Source organism: Pantoea sp. X-Soil-OKNW-713 (assembly GCF_059730685.1).
Genome location: NZ_AP035995.1, coordinates 2,770,900 through 2,789,386, shown reverse-complemented (window position 1 = coordinate 2,789,386; position 18,487 = coordinate 2,770,900). Strand labels below are relative to the sequence as shown.

Annotated in this window: 13 protein-coding genes, 1 tRNA gene and 2 pseudogenes; 15 read left to right on the top strand and 1 reads right to left on the bottom strand. The window is 51.4% G+C overall.

Annotation, left to right across the window (positions count from 1 at the left end; genetic code table 11):
- The first annotated feature begins 1 nt into the window (after position 1).
- The 14 genes and pseudogenes from AC6I8R_RS13150 to proR all read left to right on the top strand — a co-directional run bounded on the left by AC6I8R_RS13150 (position 2) and on the right by proR (position 16,801).
- A complete protein-coding gene (locus AC6I8R_RS13150) occupies positions 2-4,405 on the top strand; it encodes an RHS repeat-associated core domain-containing protein (protein ID WP_497832436.1) in 4,404 nt (1,467 codons plus the stop codon).
- A gap of 12 nt (positions 4,406-4,417) precedes the next feature.
- Positions 4,418-4,633 carry a hypothetical protein gene (locus AC6I8R_RS13145; RefSeq protein WP_497829187.1) on the top strand — a complete coding sequence of 72 codons (216 nt, stop codon included), beginning with the start codon at positions 4,418-4,420 and terminating at the stop codon, positions 4,631-4,633.
- A gap of 38 nt (positions 4,634-4,671) precedes the next feature.
- A pseudogene (locus AC6I8R_RS13140) lies at positions 4,672-4,805 on the top strand (RHS domain-containing protein); the annotation flags it as partial.
- Between the two features lie 99 nt (positions 4,806-4,904).
- Positions 4,905-6,002 (top strand): ADP-ribosylarginine hydrolase Tri1, encoded by a 1,098-nt coding sequence (tri1, locus tag AC6I8R_RS13135; protein WP_497832762.1) that lies wholly within the window; start codon positions 4,905-4,907, stop codon positions 6,000-6,002.
- Between the two features lie 276 nt (positions 6,003-6,278).
- Positions 6,279-8,201 (top strand): type VI secretion system Vgr family protein, encoded by a 1,923-nt coding sequence (locus AC6I8R_RS13130; protein ID WP_497832435.1) that lies wholly within the window; start codon positions 6,279-6,281, stop codon positions 8,199-8,201.
- Positions 8,198-8,611: a DcrB-related protein gene (locus AC6I8R_RS13125; protein ID WP_415173498.1), complete on the top strand. Its 414-nt coding sequence runs from the start codon at positions 8,198-8,200 to the stop codon at positions 8,609-8,611. Before AC6I8R_RS13130 ends, AC6I8R_RS13125 begins: the two co-directional genes overlap by 4 nt.
- A 2-nt stretch (positions 8,612-8,613) precedes the next feature.
- Entirely contained in the window at positions 8,614-13,083 is a 4,470-nt protein-coding gene (locus AC6I8R_RS13120; protein ID WP_497832434.1) for an RHS repeat-associated core domain-containing protein, read from the top strand.
- Between the two features lie 11 nt (positions 13,084-13,094).
- Positions 13,095-13,709 carry a DUF6707 family protein gene (locus AC6I8R_RS13115; protein ID WP_208724055.1) on the top strand — a complete coding sequence of 205 codons (615 nt, stop codon included), beginning with the start codon at positions 13,095-13,097 and terminating at the stop codon, positions 13,707-13,709.
- 233 nt (positions 13,710-13,942) lie between these two features.
- A complete protein-coding gene (locus tag AC6I8R_RS13110) occupies positions 13,943-14,386 on the top strand; it encodes a DUF6386 family protein (RefSeq protein ID WP_208724056.1) in 444 nt (147 codons plus the stop codon).
- A gap of 275 nt (positions 14,387-14,661) precedes the next feature.
- Positions 14,662-14,970 (top strand): annotated as a pseudogene (locus AC6I8R_RS13105) (RHS repeat-associated core domain-containing protein); the annotation flags it as partial.
- A 54-nt stretch (positions 14,971-15,024) separates the two neighbouring features.
- Positions 15,025-15,438, top strand: a complete 414-nt coding sequence (locus AC6I8R_RS13100) for an AHH domain-containing protein (RefSeq protein WP_497832433.1) — start codon at positions 15,025-15,027, stop codon at positions 15,436-15,438.
- 4 nt (positions 15,439-15,442) lie between these two features.
- On the top strand, positions 15,443-15,994 hold the full coding sequence (locus AC6I8R_RS13095) for a hypothetical protein (RefSeq protein ID WP_497832432.1): 552 nt from the start codon (positions 15,443-15,445) through the stop codon (positions 15,992-15,994).
- A 261-nt stretch (positions 15,995-16,255) separates the two neighbouring features.
- Positions 16,256-16,495, top strand: a complete 240-nt coding sequence (locus AC6I8R_RS13090; RefSeq protein WP_497832431.1) for a hypothetical protein — start codon at positions 16,256-16,258, stop codon at positions 16,493-16,495.
- 3 nt (positions 16,496-16,498) lie between these two features.
- On the top strand, positions 16,499-16,801 hold the full coding sequence (gene proR / locus AC6I8R_RS13085; protein WP_497832430.1) for a transcriptional regulator ProR: 303 nt from the start codon (positions 16,499-16,501) through the stop codon (positions 16,799-16,801).
- Positions 16,802-16,979: 178 nt separating this feature from the next.
- Here proR and AC6I8R_RS13080 read toward each other — a convergent pair.
- A tRNA-Asn gene (locus AC6I8R_RS13080) sits at positions 16,980-17,055 on the bottom strand.
- A gap of 507 nt (positions 17,056-17,562) precedes the next feature.
- On the opposite strand from AC6I8R_RS13080, the gene AC6I8R_RS13075 reads away from it, so the two are divergent.
- Positions 17,563-18,486, top strand: coding sequence for a sugar ABC transporter substrate-binding protein (locus AC6I8R_RS13075; RefSeq protein ID WP_208724062.1), 924 nt, complete (start codon positions 17,563-17,565; stop codon positions 18,484-18,486).
- The last annotated feature ends 1 nt before the right edge of the window (position 18,487 follow it).

The following is an 18,487-nucleotide window of genomic DNA, read 5'->3' as shown; positions in this document are numbered from 1 at the left end:
CATGGATAATCGTGCTGCCCGGCAGGGCGATGAGATCATTCACTCCAGCATTTTTGCCGATATCACCAGCATTGTCGCGGAAGGTGTCACTTATGCCGCCATGGGGGCTATTGTTGCTGGCGTAGCCACGGTTGCCGGACCTTTGCTGGGTATAGGCGCATTAACCGCACTTGGCAGCAGTTGTCTGATGAGCGGAATAGTCGCCGGTGCTGCCGCAAACGCTGCCGGCATCACCGATGATATTTCTGCTGCCGCCGATGGTATTGGTAACTTTCTCTTTCCTCCGTCTCCGGCAGGTGTAATCAGTACGGGGTCGGAAGATGTCATTATCAATGGTCTGTATGCGGCGCGTGCTGCAGGTATGTTGACATCCAGTGATACGCCACCCCTGGAACCTCAGTCTCCTGATAGTTTTGCCGACTATGCCGGAATGCTGCTGTCAATGGCCGGGCAGTTTGGCAGTGCCATGTGGCAACCTTCAGTGGCCTCCGCAGCGGCAGGTACGTCACCGCTGGAACAGGACAAAGTGGTGTGTGAAAAACACAGTGGTCCGCAATATCTGGCTGAAGGGTCGAAAAGCGTGTTCATTAATGGCCAGCCTGCGGTTCGAGCCAAAGATCGCACCACCTGCGAAGCGACTATCACGGATGAGGTTTCCCCTGACGTCATCATTGGTGGCGATACCCTGACGGTTCGCGATATTAAAAGTGGCATACAGCCGGGATTAGCTCTGGCGATGATTGGCCTGTCACTGATCCGGGGCCGCCCGGGTCAGATCCTGAAGAATATGCCCTGTGCGCTGGCCATGGCGGGCGGCGGTATGCTGGCGGATATGGCCATCAACGCGGTGTTCTCGTCTTCGCATCCGGTTCATGCCGCCACGGGTGTCAAGGTATTAAATGATGAAGCCGAACGTGACTTCGTCCTGCCCGGACGTTTCCCACTGCGCTGGCAGCGCAGTTACAACAGCCTGACCCGGCGTGCTGGTCTGTTTGGCCTGGGTTGGGCTACCGTGTTTGACAGTTATCTGCAACTGGAAGACAAAGAGGCGACCTGGTTCGACGACAGTGGACGTGAACTTCGCTTCGCCTTGCCGGGCGATAAAGAGGTGTTGTACAGCGTCAGCGAAGGGCTGATCGTACGCCGTAATCAGCAGGGGGATGTTGCTATTGCTGATGATGATGGTGCGGTATGGCGGCTTTATAAACCGACGGCGGCAAATCCACAGTTGTTGCGACTGGCCTCGCTGAGTGATGAATACGGCAACATGCTGGAGATGGGATGGGATGCGCATGGCCGTCTGGTGAGGATTCATGATGAACCACTGGCGATTGATGTCACCCTGCATTATGACGATGCTCGTCATCCACAACGCGTAACATCAGCCAGCCAGTTCGACGGTGACCAACACTGGCTGTTAATGCGCTGGGCGTTTGACGAAAACGGCCAGCTTGCCAGCGTCACTGATGCGGCAGATATCGCCACCCGAGCTTTCCGCTACAACAACGAACATCTGATGATTTGGCATCAACTGGCGGGTGGTCTGGAAAGCGAGTACCGCTGGGAAAAACAGGATCACTGGCGTGTAGTGGAGAACCGCACCAGTAGTGGCGATGGTTGTCGGATGGAATACGATCTGGCGGCTGGGGTGACGCGCGTCGCTACCTATGACGGGCAGCAGCGTGAACATCACTGGAATGCGCAAGGGCTGATCACCTGTTATATCGATGAGCGCGGTGAAAAATGGCGCTATGAATGGAACGAGGATGAGTTACTGACGCGGCGTGTTGATCCGCTCGGTAACGCCGTGAATTTTCGCTACGACGATTCAGGTAACCGGGTTGAAGAGCAAGACGCGGATGGCGCTGTACAGGCAGTGCAGTGGCTGACGCACCGCGCGCTGCCGACAGTCGTCACCGAACCTGGCGGGGCGACAACGCGATATTACTATGATGTTCATCACGGTCTGGAACGGGTGGTGGATGCACAGGGCCAGACCACCCGCTATCAGCGTGACGAGTATGGTCTTGTCACTGACCAACAGGACAGTGCAGGCAACCACTATCGTCGTGATTACAACGATGCCGGACAGGTGATTCGTGAAACGGATTGTTCCGGCCAGACCACCCATTATCGTTACCATCCTCTGGGTTGGCTGAAAGGTGTTACCACCCCCGACGGCGAAGAGACGCACTATGAATTTGACGCAGCAGGTCGCCCACTGCGACTGGAGCGGGCTGAGGGCTGGGAAGAACGTCTGTTCTGGAACGAAGCGGGTTTACCTGTGGCGCAGGAATCGGCCGATGGTTCCCGCAGTGAGTTCCGTTATGACCATTGTGGACGTCTGATTTCAGCCCGAAATTCCCAGGGTGAAGAAATCCAGCGTAGCTGGGACAGTCGGGGCCGCATGACGGCGCTGACTAACGAGAATGGCGAGCGCTACCAATTTTCCTGGGGTGCGGATTCTCTGTTGCTGGCAGAGACCGGACTGGACGGTGTGGCGACCCATTATGCATGGGATGCCACTGGTCGGGCCATATCACGTACTTTTGCTGCGGGACATCCCGAGGCTATCACGCATCGTTTCACCTGGAGCGCCGCCGGGCAACTGCTGGCACGGACCACGCCGGAAGGACAGACCCGCTATCGCTATACCTCAGCAGGGCAACTGGCAAACATCGCCCGGCATCTGCCGTTATCGGATAGCGCGTGGCGCCCTGAACCGGAACAGGAAATTACCTTCCGCTACGATGCGCTTGGCAGGGTCATCGCCGAGCAGGGGGAGCAGGGTAAACTGGCCTGGGATTATGACGCGCTGGGCAACTGTACTGCACTGACGTTGCCGGATGGACGCCAGCTGAAACAGCTTTACTACGGTAGCGGGCATCTGCTGAGCATCGCGCTGGACAATATTACGGTCAGCGAGTTTACGCGTGACGCGTTGCACCGGGAACTGAGTCGCAGCCAGGGCCATCTGACGACGCGCAGTGAATATGATCGTCTGGGACGTCTGATTCGAAAAGAGGTGTTTAACGGCGATGCGCAACGCCCGGCCCCTCGCTGCTGGTCACGCCGTCGCGATTTTGACTATCGCAATAACCTGATCCGTGAAGAACGTGATGAGAATCCCTTCAGCCAGACGCTGTGGCATTACGACAGTACGGGCCGCCTGTTGTCACAGGAAGGCGTACAGCCAGGTAATGCGCAGTGGCAATGGGATGCTGCCGGAAACCCACTGGAACGCCACGCAGGCCGGGTATCCCATAATCGGGTGACGCAATTAAAGGGCATCCGCTGGCAGTATGACGTACATGGCCGCACCACAGAAAAGGACAACGGCGAGGTGCGCTGGCAGTATCGCTATGATGGCGAGCACCGCCTGAGCGAAGTCCTGAGTGAACCGCGCGATCGCAATAAACCACGCACACGGGTGAGTTTTCGCTATGACCCGCTGGGCCGACGCATCAGCAAAACCAGTCAGCCACTGATGCAGGGCAGACCCTCGGGGCGTGCCGTAACAACCCGTTTCGTCTGGGAAGGTTTTCGTCTGCTCCAGGAAGTGCAGGACGAGGTACCCCTGACGTATGTCTACAGAGACAGCGGCAGCTATGAACCTCTGGCACGTATTGATGGCGTAACCGGCCCGGAGATATTCTGGTTCCACTGTGCCGCCAACGGAATGCCGGAACGTTTAACCGATGTGGAAGGGCGTGCAGTCTGGGACGGAGTCAACAGCGCCTGGGGCAAACTGCTGCGAGAATCGAACCAACGCACACCGGGCTTTGCACAGAATCTGAGAATGCAGGGCCAGTACCTGGACCGGGAGACCGGGTTACACTACAATCTTTTTCGGTATTATGACCCGGACAGCGGGCGGTTTACGCAGCAGGACCCGATAGGGCTGGCGGGTGGGCTGAATCTGTATGCGTATGCGCCGAATGCGTTCAGCTGGATAGACCCGCTGGGGCTGAATAGGTGTAAACCTGATTTTTATGTCGGGCCAGATGGACCAAGTGCGACGATGCCCTCAACTGCTTATCGTTATATGAGATATCTTGATGATGATGGTCAGGTCAACAAATGGGCTTTAAAAACAATTGAGAGTAAATCTGCGCCTGCGTCATACATTGGTTTCGAGAAATATTCGACTTCGGCCGAGGCGAAGAATGCATTTCAAATAGCTCCAGAATGGAGTGATGCAAGATTAAGAGGTACGTTTGATACTTTGCAGCTTTATGAAAATGGTAAACCTCAAGTTAGGGTTCCTTATTGGGCTGGTGATAGAGAAGCACCAAGGCTTGAACCATTTGCAGAAGCCTATCCACAATATGGTAAGGGTGGTGCGGTTCAGCTAAATGCAGATAATCGGATAGTCAATTTCGATCAAGTAGATATTATTGATTGATAGAGGGTTGATGTGAATATTAATGAAGGTAATGAGATTCTTCTGGAACTGGCCAAGGAGTATCTTTCAGATAATGCTTTAATTGATGAGGTTGAGAAGGTGATTGCTTCTCCTCCAAAAAGAGTCGCAGTAAGAGGAGTGTTTGAAATAATAAATAAAAATAAAATAAAGCCTTTTAATAAAGAGGATAAGGAAAAATTTGATGAGCTGTTTTATTTTTTTGGGTAAGGAATGAAAAGGACAACGGTGAGGTGTGCTGGCATTATCGCTATGATGGCGTAACCGGCCCGGAGATATTCTGGTTCCACTGTGCCGCCAACGGAATGCCGGAACGTTTAACCGATGTGGAAGGGCGTGCAGTCTGGAGGGAGTAAGCAAAAATTGGGACAAACTGTTGCGGTGACCAAACCACAGAACTGATATTTTGACTTGGTTCGCATCAGATAGGGTAATCATTTAATTAACTGAGTGTCTTTCGATTTTAATTAAAGGTAAATAGATAATGTTCGATCTCCGCAGTTCTATCTCTGAAATCGGAATTCACGTTCGTACTAATTATGCCAATCATTTCCCTCAAGAATACCTTGCAAATAATATTAGCCTGGAAAATTTTCAGTTAAATTATTCTGATTGGTTAGAGGGTAGAAAAGCTATACCAGAATGGCTTCAGTCTAATCCCACTACTCTGGAAGATAGTCTTCTGCTGGATCGTGCCAAAGGTGCATTTGTTGGCCTGGCGGTAGCGGATGCCGTCGGGACTACGCTGGAGTTTCTGCCACGAGATCAGCGTAATATCACAGATATGGTCGGCGGTGGGCCTTTCGCGCTTAGAGCGGGAGAATGGACTGATGACACCACAATGGCTCTTTGCCTTGCCGAAACTTATCTTGCTAAACAACAGCTGGATTTGACCGATTTCCGCAATCGTATGGTGAATTGGTATCGATACGGTGTAAACAGTGTAACTGGCGTGTGTTTCGATATCGGCATGGCAACCCGTTATGCCCTCGAACAATATATCAGTCATGGGCCTAACTGGTTTGGGAATACAGATCCAGAAACTGCAGGCAATGCAGCTATTATCCGCCTTTCTCCAGCGGCGATTTTCCAGCGTCATTCGCTCCTCCATACACTTTACGATGCGGAGCAACAAGGGCGTGCGACCCATGGTGCGCCAGAATCATTGGATAGCAGTCGTTTGCTGGGACTGGTGTTACACAAGTTGCTGAATGGGGCGAACAAACAGCAGGCTATGTCGCCACATCTTTGCCCTTTCAATGCGCGAACAGCCCTGATTAATGCAGGAGAATATAAAATGAAAACGCGCCAGCAAGTTCGCTCCACTGGTTATGTTATTGATACGCTTGAGGCTGCAATGTGGTCCGTTTGGCACACCGACAATTTTCGTGATGCCATTCTGCTTGCCGCTAATCTGGCGGATGACGCCGATAGCGTTGCGGCAACGGCGGGTCAGATTGCTGGCGCATTATATGGCTATTCGGGCATTCATCAGGAATGGCGTGCCAGACTGGCGGAAGAGAAGCGTATTAGTACGATAGCAGAGGATCTTTTTAAACTCTCACCGACTTACCTGTAGTATTTATCTTTTAAGCGGCACGATGACCTATTTTTATTACGGCTGAATATTTAGTGGACTTGCAAAGGTGAATAAGAAAAATCATTAAGTCATTGCATTGCTGTCATATCAATTTTTTATTTCATTTTTACAGCTGCTTAAATATCTGGCTGGCAACCTCTGAACTGGCTGCCTGAGATTTTCACTGAATAATCCGTTTTTATCTGTAGCGATACCCGTTACCTCTTTTTTGTTTAATACGGCTTTGGGCCGTAAACCAGTCACGGGACTCCATTTATGTTCTCACGCATCACCGTCCAGCTGCCCACGGAGGGCCTGCTGTTCTGGAAACTCAGCGGGCGTGAAGCCCTGTCAGAATCATTCACCCTTCAGGCGGATCTGCTGTCGACCGATGCGCGCATCGATCGTCATGCCCTGTTGGGTAAAGCGGTTACTTTTACGTTGCCGATCCAGAATCTGCTTACGCCACGCTATATCAACGGCAAGATCACCCGCGTAGCGGTACGCAGCGAGGAGCTGAACGGCACGCGCTATGCGGTTTATGCCCTGACCGTCGAGCCGGATCTGTGGCCGATGAAGCGTGACCGCAACCTGCGTATTTTCCAGAGCCAGACGGTGCCGCAGATCGTGCAGACGTTGTTGAAGGAGTACAACGTCAACGTCGAGTCAAAGCTCGCCAGCAGCTATCGGGTGTGGGAGTACTGCGTGCAGTACCAGGAAAGCAGCTTCGATTTTATCAACCGTCTGATGGAGCTGGAGGGGATCTACTATTGGTTCCGCCACGAGTCCGATAAACATACGCTGGTGTTGTGCGATGCGGCCGATCAGCATCAGCCGTTTAGCGGCTACGCCACCATTCCCTACCACGTTGCCGTTTCCGGTGGCAGCGTAACGGAAGAGGGGATCAGCCAGTGGTCGCTGGCAGAGAGCGTCACGCCGGGGATGTACAGCACCGACGATTACGATTTCCGCAAACCGAATGCCTGGATGTTGCAGGCGCGGCAGAATCCGGTCGCGCCCACGCCGGGTACGGTGGATGTGTACGACTGGCCGGGCCATTTTGTTGATCACAGCCACGGCGATTTCTATACCCGCATCCGCCAGGAAGTGTGGGAAGTGGAGCATCACAGCGTCAGCGGTACCGGTACGGCGACCGGCATTGCGCCTGGTTACACCTTTGAGCTGCTCAATGCGCCACATTTCAGCGACAACGGTGAGTATCTGACCACCAGTGCGGAATATCGCTTTGAGGAAAACAGCTATGCCAGCGGCGATGTCACCGCCTCGCACAACATCACTTTTACCGTGCTGCCCACCACGATCACCTATCGTGCGCCCCCCAGAACGCCGTGGCCGAAAACGCATGGCCCGCAGACCGCGAAAGTGGTGGGGCCACAGGGGGAGTCGATCTGGACCGACCGCTATGGCCGGGTGAAGGTGAAGTTTCACTGGGACCGACTGGCAAAAGGCGACGACACCAGTTCGTGCTGGGTGCGTGTCTCCAGTGCCTGGGCCGGCCAGGGCTTTGGTGGGGTGCAGATCCCGCGTGTCGGCGATGAAGTGGTGGTGGATTTTATCAATGGTGACCCGGATCGCCCGCTGATCATTGGCCGCGTGTATAACGAGGCGAGTATGCCACCCTGGGCGCTGCCCGCGGCGGCGACGCAGATGGGGTTTCTCAGTCGCTCGAAAGATGGCACGTCAGACACCGCCAATGCGCTGCGTTTTGAGGATAAAGCGGGCGAAGAGCAACTGTGGATCCAGGCACAGAAGAACATGGATACCAACGTCAAAAACGACGAGACCCACAGCGTTGGCGGTTCGCGTACCGTCAGTGTCACCCAGGACTACAACGGCACGGTGTCCGGTAGCCACACGGAGGCGACGCAACTGGCCCACTCCCAGCTGGTGGGGGGCGGTTTTATTCAGCGTGTCCAGGGGGCAATTGTGCAGGCTTCCGACAGCGGCATCCGCCTGGTGGCGGGCCAGTCGGTGCTGGAATTAGGGGCTAACGGCCAGGTCACGTTGCAATGCGTGAATTTTAATATTGATGCGTCCGGCACTGGCCAGATCAACACCGGCGGAACGCTGGATCTCAACCTGAAGCAACCCGGCGCACTGCCCGCCGTAGAGCCAACCCCGGCGCAAATCCAGGACGCCGTCAAAGCGGCATTTAATCAAGGAAAAGATAACGCATGAAAACCGTCCCTTTTGCCCTCTCTGAAGGGGTACTTAACCTGCCTGGCGCAGTCCAGGATCACAGCATCAATGTGTTGAAGTTCGCCGATGCGACCCTGGTGATCACCCGTGCGTGGGATATCCCGGTGGGGGATGAGGAGCAATACCTCAGCCAGCAACTGGGCAAAATCAAACGCAATATGAAAAAGGTGATGTTGGGGCCGGTGGTGGACAGCGACGTTGCCGGTTTACCGGCGCGTGAGGTGGCACTGCGCTTCGAAAATCAACATGTGATGGTGTATGAAAAGCTCGCCGTGGCACGAGTGAATGACCATTTGCTGGCGTTTACCCTCAGCCGGATGCAGCCGTTTGATGCGGATGCAGATGCCTTCTGGACCGCGATCAAAGCTGGTCTGCAACCGGGAGGCTGAGGATGACAGATTATCTCGCGGCGCGTATCGGCGATCCGCTGGTGCACAGTTCGGCGCTGGCGGATTTTGTCGGCGGCCTGGTGGAAGGCGCGATTGTCGCTGGCATCGTGATCGCCGCCGGAACCGGCGTTGGCGCGCTGCTGGGTGGCGTAGCAATAGCTACGCTGGTGTTCAGTGGCGGCCTGGAGACGATCGGCAATTCGGCGGCGTCACTGGTCGACAGCCTTATTGACCCCGGACCGCCGGATGCGTTTATTGTCAGCGGATCCGGCAACGTCCATATCAAAGGGAAGCTGGCGGCGCGCGCGGCGGGTAGCGTGTCGCGAGATTATCTTAATGCGCCAGCGGCGGCTGACAACGGCATCGATTGGGCGGCGGTAGGCATGCTGGCGCTGACCGGCGTGGCGGCGGCAATGAAGACCGCGCTTAACCCCGGTGCCGCGCTGATGGCGGTAGCCGAGCGCGCCAGTCATCTCTCACTGGATGATGTTAAGGATTGGGGTAAAAACGTCTGGACCAGCCTGATGCAGCCAGTGGTGGAGAGCGCCAGTCCGTATGCGACTCCGCTGCCGCTCGATACCGTGGCCTGTACCAAAGGTCATATGGTCACCAGTAGCAATTTTATTGCGCAGGGTTCGAAAAAGGTACTGATCAACAATCAACCCGCCGCACGTAACGGACACAAAAGTACCTGCGAAGCGGAAATCAAACTGAGTGAAAATCCGCGGGTGCGCATCGGTGGCGATACCATTACGGTTCGTGACATCCACAGCGGTAAAAATATCTGGGCGTACATGGCGGGGAACCTGATCGGCGGTGCGCTGGTGGGTATCCTGCCGGAATTATACCGCTTTGGCTTCAGCCGCTTGATTTTGCGCGATCTGGCAAAAGAAGCGATCTGCCCGATTTTCGGCAACATTGGCATGGAAGCCGCTGTCCAGACCTTACACCCGGTAAATATCGCCACCGGGGCCAAAATCCTCGCACGCGAAGAGGATCTCGATTTTGTCCTGCCGGATCGTATGCCGCTCTACTGGCAGCGTATCTACCACAGCCGCAATCTGGCTACCGGTATGCTCGGTACTGGCTGGATGCTGCCGTTTGAAGTTCGCCTCTGGCGCTTGCCGGATAATCAACTGATCTACCAGGACATGACCGGACGCGAGCTGGGCATGGGGGAGGTCAACCCTGGCGATGTGATTGATTTCCAGCAGGAGGGGCTGAAGCTGTTTTGCAGCCCGAATGGCGCGATGGTGATGCAGACCAGCGAAGGTGAGCATCAGTTGTTTGAGCCAGATCCAACGCGACCGGGCGAGTGGCGCATCCATCGTCTCTATGACCGCCACGAAAACGTACAGCATTTTAGCTGGAATGATGAAGGCAAACTGGTTCGTATCTCCAGCGATAACGACGCGCTGGATGTGGAACTGGAATATGGCACGCATTCCGGGCGTCTGAGCGCGGTTTACCAGATTGCGGCAGGGGCACGTCATCTGCTGGTTACCTACGGTTATAACGACCAGGGGCAACTGACGACCGTGACGGACGCCGACGCTATCGTCACTCGTCGCTACGGCTGGGATCAGGCGAGCGATATGATGGCATGGCACAGCTATGCGACCGGGCTAACGATCCGGTATCAGTGGCGGCCTGCTCATAACTCACGGCACTGGCGCGTCCATGCGTATCAGGTATGCGACGAACGGGATGAGGTGCTGGAGAGCTGGCGCATTGAGACAGATGAGCAGCAGCGCTTTGCGCGTGTCAGCAATGATGAAGGTGTTAGCAGCGAGCACCACTGGGACGCCCTCAGCCGTATCATCGCCTGGACCGACCCACACGGTGGAGACTGGTTGTTCGACTGGGCGGCGAACAGCGAGCAACTTCTGGCGATGACGCAGCCAGGTGGTGCACGCTGGGAATACGCCTGGGATGAACGCGGCAATATGACGATGGAGCGCGACCCACTGGATCGCACCCGCATCACCACCTGGCATCCGCTGTACGCGCTGCCGCTCAAGGAGGTACTGCCGGACGGCGCATTGTGGCAATACGACTACAATCTGGCGGGCGATGTGGTCGCGTTGACCGATCCCGCAGGCGGCGTTACCCGTTTTGAATGGAATGAACAGGGCGATCTGACGCGACGTATCGATGCGCTGGAAAACAGCCATCAATTCTGGTGGGACATGCGCGGGCAGTTGATCCGTGAAGAGGATTGCTCGGGCTATCAAAGCCAGCGGCAGTACGATGCCTGTGGAAAATTGATCAGCACCACCGATGCACTGGGTAACACCGATCGCTACCAGTGGAGCGCAGCGGGACGCCTGCATACCTATGTGCGCGCCGACGGGCGGGAAACGCTGTTTAAGTACAACCAGGCCGGGTTGCTATGCGGTCAGAATATTGATGGCATGCTGGAACGCAGGGTAACGCTCAATGCGCGCGGCCAGGTGATTGAGGCGGTTGATCCCGCCGGACAGGTGACTCGCTATGACTTCAACCGAGCCGGACGGTTGGTGACACTGACCAACGGCAACCGACAGCAGTGGCATTTTGACTACACGCCAGCCGGACTGCTCACGCAGCAGCAGGACTACGCCGGACGTAAAACCGAATACCAGTACAACGGCGTGCAGCAGGTGGAGACGTTGATCCGTCACCCTGTGCGCGACAGTCAACTGGCACCAACGGTGGTGAATTATGAATACGATGTTCTGGGCAGGATGGCGGCGCGCGAAACGCCGCAGCACCGCACCGAGTATCGCTACCATGCTCTGAGCATCGAGATCCACTGCTTCTCATACGATGCATGGCGCCAGGCCATCATCAACGAGTGTGAACCGACTGGCGCGGAAGTGATGGTATTCCAACGCGACCCGTTGGGTCGGCTGGTCAGTGAACAGAATCATTCTGGCGAATATCGCCACCAGTATGATGCGCTGGGCAACCTGAGCGCTTCTGTGTACCCCGACGGACGTGAGATGCAGTACCTGCGCTACGGTACCGGCCATCTGCTGGAGATGCAGTTAACGTTAGGTGGGCGGACGCATGCGCTGGCGGGCTATCAGCGTGACCGTCTGCATCGCGAAACGCATCGCACCCAGGGTGAACTGGAACTGGAGACGCAGTACGACATTGCCGGGCGCATTACCCAGCGTCGCAGCGTGGATAATTTGCGCCAGCGGCTGGTGTCGGAGCGGCGTTATCAGTGGGATCGCGCTGACCAAATCATTCGCCAGATTGTCACCGATGGCGCACCTTCCAGCCCGGCAGAAAAATATAGCCAGTCATTATGGGGCTATGATGCCGCAGGCAGAATGACGCGCAGCATTCAGCCGGGCGGCGAGGAACGTTTCTGGTATGACGCGGCGGATAACCGCACCAGCGAAGATCTGCATCCGGTGTGGGATAACCTGCTGAAACGTCTGGAGGGCATCCGCTGGGAGTACGATGGTTTTGGTCGTATGAGCGAGCGGCATGATAGCCAGCGCGGCATTGTGCAGCGCTTTCATTACGACGATGAACACCGCATTTGTGAGGTGTTGATTGAGGGGGATGCCGAATACACCCGTGCGCAATATCAGTACGATGCGCTGGGCCGCCGTATCGGCAAGCAGGTGTGGCGGCGTCATGCTGTGAAGCCGGAATGCACGCATTACGCGTGGTCCGGCATGCAGATGGTGGGTGAACACAGCGACAGCAAACCCGAGGCCGCGGTGCAATATGTCTATGCGGAAAACAGCTACGAACCGATAGCGCGCGTCGACAGTTATCAGCAGCACGCTGAGGTTTACTGGTATCACACCGAGATCAATGGGTTGCCAGACCGCGTGACAAATAATTGCGGTGACACTGTCTGGCAGGGGGTGTTTTCCGCCTGGGGACGCACCACACGGGAACGCACCGGCATTGACTGGGATGTGCCGCAGAACCTGCGCTTCCAGGGGCAGTACCTTGACCGCGAAACCGGTCTGCACTATAACACTTTCCGGTACTATGACCCGTGCGGCGGGCGTTACACCCAGTTGGACCCGATAGGGTTAGCGGGTGGATTGAATAATTATACTTACGTGACAGACCCTATAGGTTGGGTAGATCCTATGGGTTGGAAAGGATGTAGTGTCCGTGAGGGAGATGGCGTTACTCACGATATCGTGCTGGTACTTACTCATAAAGAATACAAGCAAACATTCGGTCATATTAAAGATGTTATTTTCAGTGATAAACGCGATATATTCACTATCGATAGAGCATCTGCCAGCATAAACAGAGCTGAATCGCTTAAAGGAATCCCTACCTTAAAAGGATATGACCGAGATGAGTTCCCAATGGCGATGTTCAGAGAGGGGGGGAAAGGTGCAAGTGTGCGGTACATTGATCCAAGTGATAACCGAGGTGCGGGCTCTTCAATAGCAAATGCCTTAAAACCGTTCCCTGATGGTACTAAAGTAAAAATTGTCGTTGAATAAGAAGGTTTGGAATGAAATTTGACAATATTATTACAGAATTATCTGAGAAAACCTCTTCTTTAAAATCGAAGATTGAGAGTATTCCAGCGAAAAATTTAAAAACTGGAAAGATGGTACTGGAGTCATTATCAAAACTTGCATTTATTCAATATGTGAATGATGAATTTGATGATGCTGAAATTATATCTGAAAAATTATCTTCTATTGGGTTTGATAATGATTATGATTATTGGACTTGGATCGAGTTTTCGATTTCTCTGAGAGCACAGTTGGCACTGTTGAAGCAGGATGATGAAAAATATAACGATTCTGTTTTGAAAATAAAGAGTGTTTTAGATTCCGGCGAGGGCATGCTCAAAAAAATAAGAAATAATGTTCATAATCGCTTTATGGCAGGAGAAGGCGTTGAATTAGCTGAGTCAGTTGCTAGCGGAGAAAACAAAGATTTAGCCATCTCTTTTGACTTGAGACTAGTCTATTTAATGAAGTTGATTAAAATTAAAGTATTAGGTGGTTCACCTGAGTACTCTATTAATAAGGTTGAGAGGGATATAGAGGATAACTTATCTTCTATGCGGGGGTTGTTAAATAAATCGTCAATTAGTAAAGTAAAGCCTTTTTCTTGATTTTTTATTGGTCAGTTTTAAATGATTACGGAACTGACCTTTTACAATGAAGGGTTTGTGTTGACTCTGTCTATATTTAGAATTCATACGTCTAGCTAATATTAATATCATTGCATTAATATTTTCAATAGTAATGGTAAATATTGAATTCTTTAGCAAGTGAATTTGAACAATTCTGAGTTGTGCAAAATTAAGCGATGTGAAACGAATTTACCTCTTAACAAAAGCAAGATATGACTAACAAATTCTCTTTTTCAACGGATACTGCGACGTTATCTGTTTTTGACGTGGCTTCTTTAAAGCACAGAGTTAATGATGATCCTGATTGGTGGAGTATTCCTGATGATGAAGTAGGTGAAATTAATAAAGGGAATGTTCTATTTTTAAACCTTGGCAGTGATGGTGACTACACAGTTGAAATTTGTGATGATCTTAAAGACGGATATGGGTCACTGTTTTTGAATATTCCAGTTGGGAAGGTGTTTATTGGTGCCGGTGAGGATACTAGTGGCGGAGATCTTGAGCCTGATGGTTCAGATTATATGTCAGGCATTTTCTTTGAGCTCTCACCTGGGTTCTATGAAGTTAAGTTTAAAAAAGAAAGATATGATATTTTGTTGTCATTCATAAAATCGAATCGTAGCAGTAATAATATTAATGATTTGATTAGGTTGTAATATACTAATACAGAACTTCCTAAGGAAAGTATTTAGTGTAAAGTAAAAGTAATAAAGAACTATAAATGAAGCTGGAAGTGGTCAGAATGATCCTTCCGGCTTTTTTTGACCACTCATTGCCACGACATATTAATAGTGTTAAGTGTAATCGTGAAGTTGGAACTCTTTGGCCGGGGCATCGGGGTAACTTTGAAAATGCAGGTAAAGGACGCCTAATCGATCGTGTGGCAACACGAACCAGTTCGTGCGTCGGCAATTATCAGCAGCACGCCTAGATTTACTGGTATCACACCGAGATCAATGGGTTGCCAGACCGCGTGACAAATAATTGCGGTGACACTGTCTGGCAGGGTGTGTTTTCCGCCTGGGGACGCACCACACGGGAACGCACCGGCATTGACTGGGATGTGCCGCAGAACCTGCGCTTCCAGGGGCAGTACCTTGACCGCGAAACCGGTCTGCACTATAACACTTTCCGGTACTATGACCCGTGCGGCGGGCGTTACACCCAGTTGGACCCGATAGGGTTGATGGGTGGGGTGAATGTCTCAGCCTATGTGTTGGACCCTCTAACGTGGATAGATCCTTTAGGATTAGAAGGATGTTCTACTCGACTCGGTAGAAATATGATGGAGTCTATGGGCCTTCCACGTTCTACAACCTGGAAAGGTTATCAGGCGCACCATATTATACCGAAAGAATTAGCCAATCATCCTGCCTTGAAGAAGATAAACTACTACATTGATGATGCTTCTAATGGTATATTTCTCAGGAAAGTGGATGATGCAACAAGTGCTATGTCAAGACATCAGGGGAATCATCATGGATATACTGATGCTGTTAAAGATGCGCTTGATAAAATTAATATCAACCAATCTCCTGCTAATATATCTAAACAGGTTAGTGCCATCCAGGATACGGCTCGTCGCGGGATGCAAGATGGAGTGCCAATAAGATCAAAAGATATGTATAACTCGGACATTTTTGGTCGAGATATTGAGCAGGTTGGCAGGCAGAGAGTATATAATTTGTGGTCAGGTATATTTGGGTGATTATATGAATATTCAATCTGATGAGTATATGGAACCAGTCGTTTTTGTTAATGACGCACTTTTTCTTTCGGGTACAAACGACCCCCTTGGTAATTACGATGTTATTGCGGATCCAAAAAAAGCCAGAGAATTGCTTTTTGAACAAAACTTGGATGAACCATACCTGAATTGGAGTGATTTTTTTTCAACATTAATATCTGATTTGATTCTCGACAAAGATTACAAGAACTCTCAAAAGGATATAATGGATAATTCAAAAAAATTAAAGAGTGATGCTCTCAAGGATAATATTCGCAAGAGAAAGGCATTTTTACTGAGGAAGAAAAACGGATTAGCAGATAATGATGATTATGATTTGTTTGTTAATGAAGTAGGTGATGAGGCTATTCATATGCTTAATATGGTGGCAACTCAAAGATATCTGAAGGGTTATCAAGAGGGAACAATGCTGGAGGAAATATTTTCAATATTCAAAAAAGGCTGTATTCCATGTGGCATTAATAGGGATAGAAAAACACTCTCAGTTTTCAATCCGATAGTATTGAAAACATCGTAATAGATAACTTTTCTATATTTATTAAAAGCCGTAGGGGTCTAAATGATCCTTCCGGCCTTATCTTTCCGACAACCTCACCCCATCTCTTTCCACAGTCTCACATCCAACTTTCATGCAAATCTTCCCTAATTACATCAAATTCTCCGAAGTCTCCCTCCTGTTTCACTAACGTCCTATTGCCTCACCTCAACGTTTGTGCATAATTCCGCCGATAGGTTTTCACCTATATAACATTTAACCTATATTACAAGGAGGTTCAGTGTGGTTAGTGGATTAGACGACAACGATCGTGCACGCGTGTTAGCTGCCTTAATGGTGCTGCGTATCCAGTCTGCTGGGGAGCCGCTGAGTGCTTTCTTTCCCTTTGATCCCCGGCGAACCGCTATTTTGCTGTGCCCACGCAATAAGGTGGGTAAAGAAAAACACTTCTATCACGAGATGATCCCTTTAGCCGACAGACTACTGACCGAGCATCTCCAGCAACTGACAGAGAAGGAGTAATGTATGGGTCGTACGCTGGAACAACTACTGGCTGATGAAAAACCCTCAGTCGTAGCCAGGGCGGAAAAGATGGCCACCCAGACGCTACTGAATATCCATCTCGCAGAACTGCGTGAGAAGGTGGATAAAACTCAGGTGGAGATGGCGACTTCTCTTGGCGTGAAGCAGCCGACCGTAGCCGAAATGGAAAAACCGGGACGTGATGTCAAGCTGTCCACATTGAAACGTTATGTTGAAGCCGCAGGTGGCAAGCTGCGTGTTGATGTTGAGTTGCCGGACGGTTCTCATTACGGTTTTATGCTGTGACATCGCACATAAACTGACAGGCGTGATAAATCACGCCGCTACCAAGCCTGCGGTATTCAGCGACGCAGTGCCAAAGCGCGCATCCGTAGCGGCGCGATTTATCGCGCATTCTGGTTGTGAACATTTACCAGAAAGCAAAAAGCCCGCTCAGGTTTCCCTGAGCGGGCTTTTCTAAATATGGCTCCTCTGACTGGACTCGAACCAGTGACATACGGATTAACAGTCCGCCGTTCTACCGACTGAACTACAGAGGAATCGTTGGAACGAGGCGCATATTAGCGATGCCGATCCCCGTTGTCAAAGCCCTCCTGCACACTTTTGGTTTAAGTGCGCGGAAAAGCAGCGGATTGCTGTTTTTCTGCCTTGAATGATCACAATTCAAACTGCCAGCAAGATCTCACTTTAAACGCAATTCCTCGCAGATGTTAGATGCGTGTCAAAGTTTTGTTATTTGCCGATTTTAAAACAATCGTTTCAGTGCTTTTATGATGAAAATTTCAAATGGCATCGAGATGGAATAAATGAACTGCTTATCATCACTGGCGGAACAACTTTTACAACCCGAAACGCTGTTTTGAAAATAACTTGTTGATAAGGAACAAGTTACAGGAAGGAGTTGTTGCAAACCGATAACGTTAAACCAGAAGCCTTACCTCTACAACCAGATAAAAAACGCCAGTGACGTTGAGTGAATGTAAAAGAATTTTTTCATTCGAGGTATCAGCCAACCTGTGCATGTTAACGATAAAGAAGGGTTACCTATGAACATTAAAAAAGCGTTAGTGACTTCCCTGTTAGTTTGCATGTTACCTGCCGCTGCAATGGCAAAAGATCTCCAGGTTGGTGTTTCTATGGCGTTGTTTGATGACAACTTTCTGACCATTCTGCGTACCTCAATGCAAAAAGAGATGCAAAAAGACAACATCAAAGGGCAGGTGGAAGACGCTAAGGGCGACGTTGCACAGCAGCTGCAACAGGTGCAGAACTTTATCGGGCAGGGCGTGGACGCCATCATTGTTAACCCAGTTGACACCAATGCGGTAAAACCAGTGATTGATGCAGCAAGCAAAGCCGGTATCCCGCTGGTCTTTGTTAACCGTAAACCGGCGGGCGAACTCACCGACAAAATGGCTTTCGTGGGTTCCGACTCCGAACTGGCAGGTCGTCTGCAAATGGAAGCATTAGCGAAAGCGATGAACGGTAAAGGTAACGTCGCCATCCTGTTGGGTGACCTTGCGAACGAATCAACCCGTGAGCGTACCAAAGGCGTTGAAGCGGTGGTGGCAAAATATCCGAACATCAAAGTGGTACAGAAGCAAACTGCAAAATTCACCCGCAACGATGCGGTGGATGTGGTGAGTAACTGGTTGACTGCGGGGGATGATATCCAGGCTATTGCCTCCAACAACGACGAAATGGCGATCGGTGCTTTACAGGCTCTGGGCAAAAACCCGAACCACATTTTGGTTGCTGGTGTAGATGGTACCCCTGATGCGTTGCAGATGATCAAAAACGGCAAAATGGTCGCCAGTGTCTTCCAGGACGCCAAAGGCCAGGGTGAAGGTGCAGTGCAAACCGCTATCAAACTGGTCAACGGTGAAAAGGTACAGAAGATCGTCGACATCCCGTTCCAGCTGATCACCAAAGACAACTACACCAAATTCGCCAGCATGAACCAGAAATAAA